This is a genomic window from Maricaulis sp. (genome assembly GCF_034670125.1).
Lineage (GTDB): Bacteria > Pseudomonadota > Alphaproteobacteria > Caulobacterales > Maricaulaceae > Maricaulis.
Genome location: NZ_JAXMOC010000010.1, coordinates 26,911 through 40,680, shown reverse-complemented (window position 1 = coordinate 40,680; position 13,770 = coordinate 26,911). Strand labels below are relative to the sequence as shown.

The following is a 13,770-nucleotide window of genomic DNA, read 5'->3' as shown; positions in this document are numbered from 1 at the left end:
TAAGGTAGATTAGTTACTCTCGGTGCCGGTCGATCATGCCAATTTCCTCCGGCTTGAACAGGGAGGGAGCTATGTCGGGATTATTCGGACTCCTCGCAGGCACGGGCCTGCTGCTCGCAGCGCAGAACGGAGGCGAGCCGCTGATCTGCCCGGCGCCCAGCGCGTTCGATCTGCATCCGACCGGCTATCAGCTCGAGTTCGGGTCAGCTATGTCGGCCACCTCGGGAGACAGGCGCTATGTTGCCGCCGGCCGCCCGCTCGATCGTCGGACCCGGTTGCACCCATCCATACCTGGCACAGAGGCTGGCGAAACGGCGGGCGTGGAGACCGACGCCGGGCTTTATAGCGTCGTCATAAACCAGTCTCGCCCGCTGGAGACGGAGGTCTTCCTGCGCGTCCTCTACGGCCCGTCCCACCCGCTCGGCGGCGATATTATCTGCGTATACAGTGATGGTGTCGCGTCGGTGAATCTGGTGCTGGATCGACAATGTCAGGACGCCGCGCCGGGCCAGTGGCGAACCAGCCTCGGCCCATATGTTGAGCTGGAATGCGACGAGTCGCGTACGGACTGCGTCTTCAGCTGTCAGGACTGACGCCAAGCAGATCGTCCACTCCCGGGATCAAGCGATCTTTGTCCTCTTCCTTCCCGCGCGCGCCAAAAAACGTGATCGCCCCGCGGCCGTCCACCCCGGCGCCGTCGCGCAAAGCCGTCCATAGATCGCTTGTCAGCCAGCAGGCCGTATCGGGTTCTTCAGCTCAAGGGTGAAACCGCGGAGCGGCGGCTGCGCCGCCCTTGACCTGAAGAACCCGATACGGCGAACTCCCGGGAAGCGGTTTATGGCTGGGTGTGCGGCCGGGCGCGGGAATGGAGTGGAAGCGGTTCCACCGCCCTTCCTTCTCCCTTGGGAAAAGGTGGCCGGAGGCCGGATGAGGGGGAATTCTCCTGCCCCCACCGGGATACACCCCTCACCCTGGCCCTCTCCCGGGGGAGAGGGAAAGTGTCCCCTACTCCGTCCCGTCCGGGACCGTCCAGGCCGCCTCGATCGGGCCTGTCGTCAGGATCTCGAATTCGCGTTCGATGGTCCGCGGCCAGAACGCGCTGGCGACCAAGGCGGTTGCGAGGGCACCGGCGAGGAAGCCGCCGATGAAGGGGCGCTTCACGAACCGCAGGACGGCCTGAAACTGGTCCTGGCCGCGTGTCAAAAATGACGGTGCGGGCAAGGCCCCCGCAGCCTCGACCGGGTCGCTCAAACTGTAGCCCACTCGCGGCAGGGTGCGGATCAGGCTGGCATCGCCCAACAGGCGCCGCAGGCGGGAAATGGCCTGGTTGAGCGCTTCATCACTGCCATCCTCCTCCCACACCATCTCCAGGAATTCATCGCGGGTGACCGGGCTGATGCCGCGCCTCGCGAGCAGGTGCAGCACACCGGCCAGGCGCGGTTCGAGGCGATGGGTCTCGCCCGCGCGCACCAGCTCCAGGGCCAGCAGGTCACAATGGGCATCGCCCAGCCGGAAACGGGTGGCAGCAAGATCAGCGGAATGCGAAGAATGGGTCATGTCAGCCTATCCAACAGGTTTTGGTCAGGACACCGACCGACCGGCACCCTAGCCAGACAAGGCTAACATGAGCAAGGAGAGCCAAAACCATGAAAGCTTTGTCATTCCTCAGATGCGGCGCGGTCCGCATTGCCAGTGCGTTGGGCCTGGCGCTGGCTGTCGGCACGGTAGCCGCTGCACAGACCGCCGACACCGGTTCAGATCACGCCGCCGCCAGCGCCCGCCTGTCCGACGCTTTCGACGCGCTTGAGGCCGCCGGCTTTACCGGCGTTATCGGCCTCTCGCGGGATGGCGAGACCGTCTTCCTGCGCGGCGCCGGCATGGCCGATGCGCAGACCGGTCGCCCCTATGGCCCGGACACCCAGGTCGATATCGGCTCGATCACCAAGAGCTATACCGGCATGCTGGCCGCCCAGCTGATCAGCGACGGCACGCTGTCGGCCGAGCTGCGCCTGGCCGATGTGTTCGACGATGTGCCCGCCGACAAGGCCGACATCACCCTGCACCAGATGCTGACCCATGCGGCCGGTTTCCCCGGCGGGGTCGGCGATGATCTGGCTGACGAGGATTTCGACACCTTCCTGGCCAATGCCTTTGCCGCCCCGCTGATGTTCGAGCCGGGTACGGGCTATGCCTACTCCAATGTCGGCTATTCGCTGGCGACGGCGATCATGGAGCGCGCCACAGGGCAGGATTACGAGTCATTGCTGCGCGAACGCCTGGCCATGGCGGGGATCCATCACACCGGTTACCAGACCGCCTTCGATGGCGATCGGTCGGTGCATCTTGAGGACGGGCGCGACGTCGCCGACGCCTCCTGGGGCGGGCATCCGCCGAACTGGAACCTGATCGGCAATGGCGGGCTGGTCTCGACCGCGCCGGACATGCTGGCCTGGCGTCAGGCCTGGTCAGCCGGTGAGCTGATCTCGCCGGCGGCGCGCGATCTCGGCCAGACGCCCTTCCAGGATGAAGGCGGCGGTGCCTCGCACTATGGCTATGGCCTGGTGGTTGAGGATGATCCCGCGCTGGGCCGGATCTACTGGCACAATGGCGGCAATCCGCACTTCAACGCGCATTGGCGCGAGCTCGCCGATCATGGCCTGATCTTGTTTGTTGCCACCGACCAGCGCCGCCTCAATGCCGACCGGGTGGTCGACGTGTTGACCGCGGCCTGGTTCGACCAGCCCTGGCGCATCGATCCGGCACCCGCTGCGTCGCGACAGGCTGTGACGCTGCCGGAGACCGAGGCCGGTCAACTGGTCGCCGGGTTCATGGCCGCACTGGCCGGCGATGCTGACCGGCGCCGGGCCTTTATCGAGGCACGGTTCACGGCTGACATGCTCGCCTTTGCGCCCATGGACCAGCATCTCGCCATGTTTGAGCAGATCGCGGCCGATCTGGGCGGCCAACCGGTGACCGGCTACGAGGAAACGCCCAGCCAGGTCCGCTTCACCGTCTGGGCCCAGGCGATGGGCGGCGGCGTGCCGATCGTGATCGATACCGCAGCCGGAGAGGTGTTGCACATTGCCGGCTTGCAGATCGGGTGAGTGTCAGGACCCGGCCGCCCGGCAGCGGCCGGGTCCATCAGACGACGATCACTCGACGCGGTAGTTCACGAACTCATCACGCGTGACGCGGCCATCCCCGTTGGCGTCGATCATGTTGAAGACGGCCGTCACGCTGAGCGAGGCGGACTCTTCGGCATTGGCGATGACGCGTTCGAGATAGTCCGGCGAGGCGACGCCCTGCTGGGCCTCCATGCCCAGCTCGGCCAGCGCCGTCTGGACCGATCCGGTCACCTCGGCCCGCAGCTCCGGACCAAGCTGCCCGTCGGCGGTCAGGCCCGCCTCGACGAACAGCTCGGCGAGGTCGAAATCATTGCTGCCATCGCGGTCGACCGAGGCGAAGCTGGCTGCGGGGTCGTGGTCGTCAGCCTCGACTGGCGTGGTGGTCTGCAAACCCGAAACGACAGCAACAGCGGTTACGAGAGCGAGAAAACTTGCAGGCATGGTGTACTCCTTCACATTGATTGGGGGGAGCACCCGGCGGCGATGGCGCGAAGCGGGGTAGGTTTCGACATAGGCGCGAAGCACTTCGCTGGCAGTTACGCCGTGCGACTGACACGCTTCCATGAAGTCCTGCTTGGTGCGGTGACCAATCCGGATTTCCAGGGACTCGCTCTGTTTTTCACGCCGTTTCATGTCATTTCCGACCCGCAAGACGGGCCGACCCTTGTTTCACACTGGCATCCGAGTGCGACCTGATCGGGCCACACACTGCCTGCCAAGAAGAACCGATTTGCCGTCCAGACGCACGCATTTTAACGTCCGGACATTGATTTCATTGGTGAAATTTTGGTCATGTGGGGTGCGAAAAGGCCGATCTGTCAATATACCGTCATCCCCCGGTGACCGCGCAGCGGGCATCCGGGGGACCTCAGCCAACCGGTTGGCGGGATAGTCGAGGTCCCCCGGATCACGACAGGTCGTGACCGTGGGATGAGGGTGGCTGTGGGCATTTTGCGGTGATGGTGGCTTCATCCCGCGACGCTATCGATGCCTTCGCTCGCGTATCCGCCGTCACAAATCCTTGCCTTGTCCCGGCGGGCCTGCCTCACTAGGCCACGAGCGCAGACCCACACCGCCGATCGGGGGCTTTCATGACGTTACGTATTTTCGCCATCGCCATGCTGTCGGGCCTTGTGGCCGCTTGCAGCCATTTGCGTGCACCGTCCGCCGAACCGGTTGCGGCTGACGGTCCGCCCGTGGTCATCATGATCGGCCTCGACGGATTGCGCTTTGACGCCATCGACCGGTACGACGCGCCGACCCTGCGCGCCCTCGCCGCGCGCGGCACCCGTCCGGAACGCATGCACTCGGTCATGCCGACCAAGACCTTCGTCAATTTCTACACCCTGGCGACCGGTCTTTACCCGGAGCATCACGGGATGGTCTCCAACTCGCCCTATGACCGGCGCCTCGATGAAACCTTCTCGGCCTCCGGCGGCAGCCCGCAGGATCCACGTTGGTGGGGCGGCGAGCCGATCTGGATCACCGCCGAGCAACAGGGCCTGCGCTCGCACATCATGTTCTGGCTCGGCTCGGAAGTGGAAATCCAGGGGACACGGCCAACGGTCTGGCATCCGTATGAGCACAACAAACCCTATGAAGAACGCATCGATGAAGTGCTGGCCTGGTTTGACGCCCCGCTGGCCGAGCAGCCGCGCTTCGCCGCCGTCTACATGGACCATGTCGACACGGTGCTGCACACCCATGGCGTCGACACCGCGCAGGAAGCCGCGGCCATTGCCCGGGTCGACGCGCTCGTCGGCGACCTGGTTGCCGGGCTGGAGGCGCGGGGCGTGATGGACCGCGTCACCCTGCTGATCGTCTCAGACCATGGCATGGTTGATGTCTCGACCGAGCGGACCATCACCATCGACACGCTCGCCGATCTGGACGGGCTGCATATTGACGAGTTCGCCAGCCGCTACAGCCCCGGTCCGGAATCCTTCATCATGGGTTATGGCGACGAGGCCACGGTCGAGCGCATCCATGCCGAGCTTCAGGGCGCCCATCCGCACCTGACCGCCTATCGGCGCCAGGACATGCCGGAGCACTGGCGTTTCGATCACCCCGATCGCGGCCCGGATCTCTTCGTCCTGGCCGATCCCGGCTGGCTGATCATCACCACCGAGACCGATCCCGAAAACCCCTATTTCACCAGTCTGCGGGCCACGCACGGCTATGACAATTTCGACGAAACCATGGGTGCGACCTTCATCGGCGTCGGCCCGATCTTCCCGCAAGGCGGCCAACCGGCCGCTTTCGAGAACGTCAATGTCTACGGCCTGATCGCCTGCGCTCTCGACCTCGAGCCGGCGGCGACCGATGGTAGCGCGGCAGAGGTGGAGCGGATCACGGGCGGACGCTGCCCGGCGGAGTAAGGCAGGATCGCAATGACGCAAATTGATCGACGTTTCGTTGTCGGCGCCCTATTGGCGACCGCCGCGAGCGGACCTGCCTTTGGTGCGCGCTGTCGCATTGCCCGCGCCAGCCTGGACGCCGGTTGGTGGCCCCGGCCCGGGTTGCCCGCCCGCATCCAGGAAATCTATCCGACCGTTCTCGATGGACGCATCTTTGTCGCTGGAGGACTGGAGGCCCGAGACGGACCCGATGTCGACGCGATCAGCGACCAGCTTTTCGTGATGCGCCGCCAGACCGAAGTTGCTATTGGCGATACGGAAGCGATCCGAATTGCCTGTGATTTCGATTGGGAAAGCCGAGCCCCCCTGCCCGAACCGCGCCACCATCCCAATCTCGTCGGCCATGACGGCTTTGTTTACGCAATCGGCGGTTTTCGGGCCGGCAATGGCGGCATCTGGGAGATGATCCCGAACACCACACGCTATGAGCTCGGCAGTGATGAATGGGTCGAGATGGCGCCCATGCCCGTGCCCTATGCCGAGACCTGCGCGGTGTCTCTGGGCGGCTTGATCCATGTCGCCACGGGGCGCCAGCCGGATGCCGCGGCCAATGCCAACTGGCCCGATCATGGCGATCGCGGCGATCATCTCGCCTATGACGCCAGCCGCGACAGCTGGACCCGCCGCGCCCCCAACCCCAATCCGCGCAACTCGGCAGCCGGGGCGGTGTTGAACGGGCAGTTTCACATTGTCGGCGGCCGCCGGGTCGGTGGCGGCAATTCGGACCAGCACGAGGCCTATGATCCCGTTGCCGATACCTGGCAGAGCCGGGCTCCCCTGCCCCAGGCTCAGGGGGGCCTAGCGGCAGCGGTGTCGGGCGGCAAGCTTGTCGCCTTCGGCGGCGAGTATTTCGACAATGGCGGCGGTGTCTATCCACAGGTCTGGATCTATGATCCGGAATTGGACCATTGGCAGGCGGGCCCGGACATGCCCACCCCGCGCCATGGTCTGGGCGGTGTCAGCCTTGGCGATGAAATCTACGCCATTGGCGGGGCATCGAGCGCCAGCGGCCGCAACACGACCAACCTCGTCCAGCGTCTGAGGCTCGCCGAATAGTTCGAACCGGTCAGCCCAGCTTGGTGATCATCAGCCAGACGATGGCCAGCAGCGCCGCAAAAGCGGGCCAGCCGAGCACGAACCAGATCCGCATCAGGCGATGAACATCATCGGGTATGTCGGGACCGGTAGCTTCGGCGAGGCGGCGCTTGACCCGCATCTGTATCCACACGACCGGCAGCCAGCAGGCGCCGATGAAGAGATAGAGCGCGACACTTGCGACCAGCCAGGGCGCGGTCAGCGACCATCCCGCGAGATGGGCGAGCGCGAGGCCGGAGAGCGGTTGCAGGACCACCGCGCTCGCCGTGAACACCCAGTCAGCGAGTACGACATGACGCGCGACCAACGCAAACCCGGCCCGGTCGCCGCTGCGCCAGGCCATCAGCATGAAAAACGCTATCGCCGCACCGGAGCCGAACAGGACGGCCGCGCCGAGGATGTGGACCAGGCGGAAAAGCGGATAGAGCTCCATCAACGCTCATCCTCGGTCGCGGCGATCATCAGCGCCAGCGCCATCATCGGGAAGACTTTCAGGATCGGACCCAGCGCATCGGCCCACAATTCGGGCAAGGTGATGCTCAGCGTGGCGATGTAAGCGAACGTGCCCGCGATCATGATCGTCGCCAGCCAGCGCACCCGCCACTTGGCCAGCATGCCCAGGCCCAGGGCGATATCGAACAGGGAGCCGAACCACAGCACCGGCGGCTGGGCGGCGTCGGAGAACCCACCTTCTGCCAGCACCGAATAGGCATGACCCCTGGCAATCGTCAGCGCCAGGACGCCGGTCAGCAGCCAATAAAGACCCAGCACCCAGCGCGCCAGCGGTCGGGCCAGGCCCAACCGCGCATGCCAGCGATCCTGCAGCCCGGCCGGATTGGCGCCGAGCCAATCGGTAAAGCCGCGCGGCTTGGCGCCTGTGGCAGCCAGCCATTCGGACGGGTCCCCCTCGACGTCGAAATCCAGCTGCTTGAGCGAATTGGTGCGCATCGAGGTGCGCACACCCATCCAACCCATCAGGTCCCCGAACGCAAAGGCCGGGCGTGCCAGCCAGCGCGGCACCGACCAGATGCGCGTGTCGCCAAAGCCCAGCCAGCGCCGATAGCCGCGCACGGTATCGGCCAGCGATACCCGTTCCGGCCCGGCGAGGTCGAAACTGGTGCGGGCTGGTGCATCCGGTTCGATCAAGTCGGCGACCGCCTGGCAGAGGTCATCCATCCCAATGGGTCGGAAAACCTGCCCGCCGCCGACGACCGGCGTCACGAAAGGCACACCGCACAGGCTGCGCACAAGCGCGGTGCCGCCATAGACATTGCGGGCCACCACCAGCGAAGGCCGCAGGACAAGCCAGTCCAGATCGCAGGCTTTCAGGGCCGCCTCCCCGGCGAGTTTGTCGCGGGCATAGGCAGACCCGGCAGCCTCGTCGACGCCGACCGCCGAGATGTGAATGACCCGCCTCACCCCGGCCTGCTCGCAGGCCTTGAACAGCGCGGCAGCGCCATCGACATGGGCCTTGCGGCTGCTATCGCCGAGCCCGTCCTGGAGCACGCCCACACAATTGATCACGGCATCAATGTCCGTGAGGCGCGGCAGCCAGTCATCGGCCGTGTCGCGGCGAAAGTCGCAGACGACCCAGTCGAGGTCAGGAGCCCGCTTTCGCGCCGCTTCAACGCCACGGGCTGCGGCGCGGACCGGATGCCCCGCTGCATCCAGATGGGCGGCGATGTGCGAACCGATAAATCCGCTCGCCCCGGCAATCAATACGCGCATGAAACACCCCTTCCGACCCGCCCTGCCGGCACTTTAACCAGACCGGCGCCGACCGGAAGAGGGTTGTCAGTCCGGATGCCTACCCACGGCGATAGTGGGAGGTCGCGTTTTCGAGGTGGAAGCTCATCCCGGTGACCTCGCCGAGGGCATTGCGATGGAATTCCAGCTCGGCAATCCCGACCGTCTGACTGAAACCGGGCATGACAAAACGGGTGGGCGTCAGGGCAATCAGGGGCTCGAACCGATCACCACCAGCCCGACCCGCCATCAAGCGACTGTCATCATCGAGACGGAATTCCAGCGCCGACTCGAAAATCCAGCCGACCATCTGCTGGCGCAAATCAATCGGGAAGCTTGGATCGACGCTGTAGGTGCCCACAAAACCCGCCAGATCAGACGCAGTCGGCTGCCTTTCCGGAAGGATGACCGGGCGGTTGAGGTTCCAGCCCATTGTGTCTGCAACCCCATTGCGGACCTCGTTGATCAACGCGCGGCCTTGGGCGCCGTTGGTCAGAATGACCAGACCGTCACCGGTCACCAGATGCCCTTCGATCCAGGTCTGGTAGGAATCGTTGGCGCCGCCATGATGGAAGATGAAACTGTCACCGGTGCCGGTCAGGCGCGGACCAAGGCCATGTTCGCCGGGGGCGATGCGGGTCATCATGGCGCGCGCCATGTCAGGTGACAGATAGCCGGGCTCGCCACGATACCCGCCGATCAATTGCGCAACCAGTCGGCCAAGATCGGCGGCACTGGTCCACAGGCCGGACGCCGCCATTTCCGGCATAGCCTCATAGCCGCGCGGCAGGGCCGTCGGCTGACCTGACCGGTCATGGGCACGCGCGATATTGCCCACCGTTTCGGGAAGCGGGTTGGCGAAGGTCGAGCGGTCCATGCCAAGCGGCGTAAACAGCTCGGCCTCGGCCAGCGCTTCAAAGCCGAGGCCCGACCGGTCGGACAGGTAGAGTTGGGCCAGGGTAAAACCACCCCCGGAATAGGCATAGCGGGACCCGGGCTCAAACCGGCGTTCCAGCGCATCATTTTGCGCCGGGCCGGTGCCGTCGAGGGTTTCAGTGACGCTGGGAAGCGCGGCACCGGGTTGGTAGTCCTCGAAGCCATGCAGGTTGAATCCCGCCGTGTGGGACAGGATGGCGCGCAGGCTGACCTGTGAGCCGAAGGGGTCACGACTGTCGGGCAGCGACCAAGTGGACAGGCCGGACAGCACGTCCGCATCCAGATCCAACCGGCCATCGGCGGCGAGGTGCAGGGCCAGAGCCGAGGTGGCGATCTTGCTGACCGAACCGGCCGAGAACAACGTATTGGGGGTCACCGGGTCCGGGCTGCCGACCTGCAGGACACCATGGCCTTGCAGGTAGACAATCTCGCCATCCTCGATGATGGCAATCGCCAGGCCGGGCACGCCGTAATGGTCCATCCGCTCGGCCAGCGTCCAGCTGACCGGCTGGCCTCCAGCCTGCAGGCGGGGGCGCAGGGCTTCGGCAAAACCGGCCGGCTGTACCTGGGCCATTGCCGGCGGCAGGGTCAGGCTGGCCACGGCCAGGCACAAGCCCAGCGGTCCCGCCCGACGGGCGATCCATTCAAACACCATGGTTTTCTCCAGTAAGATCAGGGGCGACAGGGTTGCCGAGACCGCCTACTCGCTCGGCGGACGGTGTTCGGCACCACGCGCTTCCAGCCAGGCCACGACATGGCCCTGTCCGGTCCGGCGCGCTTCGCTCAGCGGTGAGCGGTAGATCTCGCGTCCGCGGCGATCCCGTGCACGCACCGTCAGCGACAGATCGGCACCGGCTTCAGCGAGGCGTTCCATAACGTCGAGGTGACCTCGCTGGGCTGCATTCACCAGCGGCGTTTCATCGTGAAAGACATAGGCATCCGGGTCGGCGCCGGCCGCCAGCAGCAGGTCGACTGTGTCGACATGACCGCGTCCCGAAGCCGCGATCAGGGCGTTGCCATCACCGCGCTGTTCCGCATCGACATTGGCTCCCGCTGCCAGCAATTGTTGCACCAGATCGTCCCGGCCACGGACCGCCGCAGCAATCATCGGATTGCCGTCACCATCGATCCCCAGATCCGGGTTGGCTCCCGCTTGCAGCAGCGTCGCGACAGTCTCGGCATCGCCGCCACGTACAGCAGCAATCAAGGCCGTGCCATCGCCCCGATAGCGGATATCCGGATTGGCGCCACCAGCCAGCAACTCCCCGACCCGACCCGCCTGACCGCGGCGCGACGCCTGATAGAGGCGACCGTCCAGGTCAAGGGCGTCATCGAGATCACGCGCCGATGACGGACGATCGTCACGCCCGTCCATGGCGCCGGCTTCACCGAATTGCGGGGTCAGGACAAGGGCTGTCGCCGACAGGGCGGGGAGGAGGAGAACAAGACGCATGGGACTATCCTTTCGGGTGAGGTCAGAGGTGGCGGCCAGCCGGCCGACGCGGTGGGCCAGGCTGGAGCGTGAGGGGGCGGCCGCGAGGACCAGTGAGGCATGTCGGGTGCGGTCGCTGGCGGCATCAATCAGTGCCAGGGCCAGGTCTCGTGACTGTCCGGTGATCCGGGCCGCTTCGCGGTCGCAAAGGGTTTCGCGATTGCGCTCGAGCAGCGCCATCAAGGGCAGCAGCGGCAGGACCCACCACAGGCAGACCTGCAGGACGCGCAAGGCCAGCACGGTCCAGGCGTCGCCGCGGCGGGCATGCGCGATCTCGTGTTCGAGCACCGGTCGCGCGGCATGATCAAAGGTGAAACCGAGCGGCAGCAGGATTTGTGGTCGCCGATAGCCGGCCAGCAGAGGCGTCGCCACCGCATCGCTGACCGCCAGCGGCAGGTCGGCAGACAGCCGCATGCCCGGCGGACAGGCCACAGTGCGCGCCGCCGATCGCATGCGGACCAGCGCGACCAGATCGCGGGCAAGGCGGACGGTCATGACGGCAGATCCCGCCAGCCAGACCCATAGCAGGACAGGGCCAAGCACCGCCCAGACGTCAGTTGAAACGGCTTCGGGCATGGTGACCGCGGCGACAGGACCGGCAGTGCTCGTGGGCCGGGCCGCTTCCTGTGAGATCTCAGCGGTCATGGCTTGCGGCTGGCCGGAGGCAGCTGCCGGGTCGGCTGCGGACATATCCGGCGCGGCCCGCAAGGCGAGGAGAAAGACCAGCGGGATGACGATCAGCGCCGCCAGGGCCAGGTCGTGGCGTTCGCGCACGAAACGGGCCGGCAGCAGGCGGTCGACTGCCACCACAATACCCGCCAGGCCGGTCGCGGCGATCAGGGCGGCGGCGGCCGCGAGGAGGAGCGGGTCGGTTGCCATCACCTTGCCTCCCCATCCGGATTTTTCTCGCCCGCACCATCCGGACCGGACTGTTCCAGCACGGCTGCGCGCAGGTCTTCAATGTCTTGCAGGCTCAGTTTCTCTGCTCGCACGAGATGCTGCGCGAGGCTTTGGGCGGAACCGCCGAACAGGGTGCGCACCATTGATCCCAAAGCCTGATTGCGGGCCCCGTCGCGGGTCAGCACGGGCGAGTAGATATGGGCCCGACCGGCCTTGCGAAAATCGACATGTCCCTTGTCGGCCATGATCCCGATCGTTGTGAGCACGGTGGTATAGGCGAGGCCGAACTCGGCATGCAGTGCATCGGTGATCTCGCGCACGCTGGCTTCGCCGCGCGTCCACAGCACCTCCATGATGCGCTGCTCGGCTTCGGTCAGTTGGGGGGAGGCAGGGCGGGCCATCTACGAATTCCTTAGTTGATGACCACAGACCTCCCACATGGCGCCTGCTTCATCAACTAACAAATTAGTAAGTCAGGACGAAATCCGACACCGGACGGCCATCAGGTCCAGTGTCGGAGGCTTGCAGGTTGCGCTATTCGGCCGATGTGGCGGCCGCAACAGCCGCCTGCATCATGTCGAGATTGTTCTGCAGATTGACCGAGACACGCTCGCGTACCGAAGGCCACCGGCTTTCCACCATCAGCCACTCATCCCCGGTCAGGGTCTGACCGTTCACGGCGGCGAAATAGGCGTTGGTTCCAAACGAACAGGCCCACCAGGGCGATGCCTGGCTGGCAAATGCGCCATCGGTCTCGATGACATGTTCGATCGCCGCAATCGTCAGCTCGGGCCGCGAGGCAATCACCTGGACCACGGTCTCGCCGGCATAGGCCGAAGCCTCGTTGATGACATCAAGGGCCGATGAATCAAGGCAACGCGCGGCGTCATACATGGTCCGCGACCGGCCCAGAAAATAGGCCTGGACGGCGAACTCGGGGTCGGACTCCGCAGTCAGGCGTGCCAACTCGAACAGGAAGAAGGGCGGGTTGAGATCGCGCGAAGACCACAGCGTCTGGGCCACCTCGAGCACACTGTCACCTGTCCCTGACTGGAGCTGATTGAGCAGGCCCAGAACATCGCCCCATGCCATTTCACCGACGACGAAATGGGCTTCGCCCTCCTCGCCACCCAGCGGCACAATCACGATTTCCGGCGACCGGGCGTTGGCGTCGGCGGATGCGTCCTGGGCACCCGCGATGCCGACCGCCAGAGAGGCGGTCAGCAGCCCGGAAGCGATCAGACGGGTCAGGCTAGAACGGGATTTCATCATCGAGATCGGCATTGCGGAAGTCTTCCTTCGGTCCGTCCATGGAACGCTGCCCGCCACCGGAGCCACCGCCCATTTCATTCTGGCCACCGCCGCCATAGCCGCCGCCGGAGCCGCCTTCATTGCGGCCGTCCAGCATGGTCAGCTCACCACGGAAGCGCTGCAGCACGACTTCGGTCGAGTATTTCTCCTGACCGTTCTGGTCGGTCCATTTGCGGGTCTGGAGCTGGCCCTCGATATAAACCTTGGAGCCCTTCTTGAGATAGTTCTCGGCAACCTTCGCAAGATTGTCATTGAAGATCACGACGCGGTGCCATTCGGTCTTCTCGCGGCGCTCGCCGGAGGACTTGTCGCGCCAGTTTTCAGACGTCGCGACCGACAGATTGACGACCGGGTCGCCATTGTTCATGCGGCGGATTTCAGGATCACGTCCCAGATTGCCGACCAGAATTACCTTGTTGACGCTTCCCGCCATCGCCCGTTCTCCATCCTTGCGTCCGCGCCTCTCCGGGCGGGTCGCCTAGTGTTCACATTCTGTTCCGCAGGTCAATCCGAGCCCGCGAGTCGGGGTGATTTGAGAGGAGGCAAGGCGCAGAGTCCAGCCGGACGACTCAGGGCGTTCGCAGCCGTCGCCCCCGGCCTCCTGCCACCGTGCTGTCAGTTGTTTCCCGCCCGGCGCTGGACCCGGCGGGATCGGCGTCCTATTTCCTACCGATCACGTCGTGCACTGGACAGGCCGCACGATGTTCCCCTAACGTTCCGATCCGGTTGCGATTCCCAACCGACAGGC

At 65.3% G+C, this 13,770-nt stretch carries 13 protein-coding genes; 4 read left to right on the top strand and 9 right to left on the bottom strand.

All coding sequences use genetic code 11. The features are described 5' to 3' along the window. Positions 1-71: 71 nt before the first annotated feature. A complete protein-coding gene (locus VOI18_RS14215; RefSeq protein ID WP_323763081.1) occupies positions 72-593 on the top strand; it encodes a hypothetical protein in 522 nt (173 codons plus the stop codon). 412 nt (positions 594-1,005) lie between these two features. Here VOI18_RS14215 and VOI18_RS14210 read toward each other — a convergent pair whose 3' ends face one another. Beyond that, positions 1,006-1,557, bottom strand: a complete 552-nt coding sequence (locus VOI18_RS14210) for a winged helix-turn-helix domain-containing protein (RefSeq protein ID WP_323763080.1) — start codon at positions 1,555-1,557, stop codon at positions 1,006-1,008. Positions 1,558-1,646: 89 nt separating this feature from the next. Here VOI18_RS14210 and VOI18_RS14205 point away from each other — a divergent pair, with 89 nt between their 5' ends. After that, complete coding sequence (locus VOI18_RS14205) at positions 1,647-3,104, top strand: serine hydrolase domain-containing protein (RefSeq protein ID WP_323763079.1); 1,458 nt, start codon at positions 1,647-1,649, stop codon at positions 3,102-3,104. Positions 3,105-3,152: 48 nt separating this feature from the next. Here the strand turns inward: VOI18_RS14205 and VOI18_RS14200 are convergent, their stop codons facing one another. Beyond that, positions 3,153-3,758 (bottom strand): EF-hand domain-containing protein, encoded by a 606-nt coding sequence (locus VOI18_RS14200; RefSeq protein ID WP_323763078.1) that lies wholly within the window; start codon positions 3,756-3,758, stop codon positions 3,153-3,155. A 458-nt stretch (positions 3,759-4,216) separates the two neighbouring features. Between VOI18_RS14200 and VOI18_RS14195 the strand changes: the two genes are divergently transcribed. Beyond that, on the top strand, positions 4,217-5,503 hold the full coding sequence (locus VOI18_RS14195; protein ID WP_323763077.1) for a nucleotide pyrophosphatase/phosphodiesterase family protein: 1,287 nt from the start codon (positions 4,217-4,219) through the stop codon (positions 5,501-5,503). A gap of 12 nt (positions 5,504-5,515) precedes the next feature. After that, entirely contained in the window at positions 5,516-6,598 is a 1,083-nt protein-coding gene (locus VOI18_RS14190) for a kelch repeat-containing protein (protein ID WP_323763076.1), read from the top strand. A 10-nt stretch (positions 6,599-6,608) separates the two neighbouring features. Here the strand turns inward: VOI18_RS14190 and VOI18_RS14185 are convergent, their stop codons facing one another. From VOI18_RS14185 to ssb, 7 genes are all read right to left on the bottom strand, one after another. Further along, a complete protein-coding gene (locus VOI18_RS14185) occupies positions 6,609-7,070 on the bottom strand; it encodes a DUF2269 domain-containing protein (protein WP_323763075.1) in 462 nt (153 codons plus the stop codon). Next, on the bottom strand, positions 7,070-8,365 hold the full coding sequence (locus VOI18_RS14180) for an NAD(P)H-binding protein (RefSeq protein ID WP_323763074.1): 1,296 nt from the start codon (positions 8,363-8,365) through the stop codon (positions 7,070-7,072). Before VOI18_RS14180 ends, VOI18_RS14185 begins: the two co-directional genes overlap by 1 nt. A gap of 79 nt (positions 8,366-8,444) precedes the next feature. Beyond that, positions 8,445-9,974: a serine hydrolase domain-containing protein gene (locus tag VOI18_RS14175; RefSeq protein ID WP_323763073.1), complete on the bottom strand. Its 1,530-nt coding sequence runs from the start codon at positions 9,972-9,974 to the stop codon at positions 8,445-8,447. 45 nt (positions 9,975-10,019) lie between these two features. Then, positions 10,020-11,690 carry an ankyrin repeat domain-containing protein gene (locus VOI18_RS14170; protein WP_323763072.1) on the bottom strand — a complete coding sequence of 557 codons (1,671 nt, stop codon included), beginning with the start codon at positions 11,688-11,690 and terminating at the stop codon, positions 10,020-10,022. Continuing rightward, positions 11,690-12,112, bottom strand: coding sequence for a BlaI/MecI/CopY family transcriptional regulator (locus VOI18_RS14165; protein WP_323763071.1), 423 nt, complete (start codon positions 12,110-12,112; stop codon positions 11,690-11,692). The genes VOI18_RS14170 and VOI18_RS14165 overlap by 1 nt, the downstream gene beginning before the upstream one ends. Before the next feature lie 133 nt (positions 12,113-12,245). Next, a complete protein-coding gene (locus VOI18_RS14160) occupies positions 12,246-12,995 on the bottom strand; it encodes a hypothetical protein (RefSeq protein ID WP_323763070.1) in 750 nt (249 codons plus the stop codon). Then, a complete protein-coding gene (gene ssb, locus VOI18_RS14155) occupies positions 12,964-13,455 on the bottom strand; it encodes a single-stranded DNA-binding protein (protein WP_323763069.1) in 492 nt (163 codons plus the stop codon). Before ssb ends, VOI18_RS14160 begins: the two co-directional genes overlap by 32 nt. Positions 13,456-13,770: the final 315 nt, after the last annotated feature.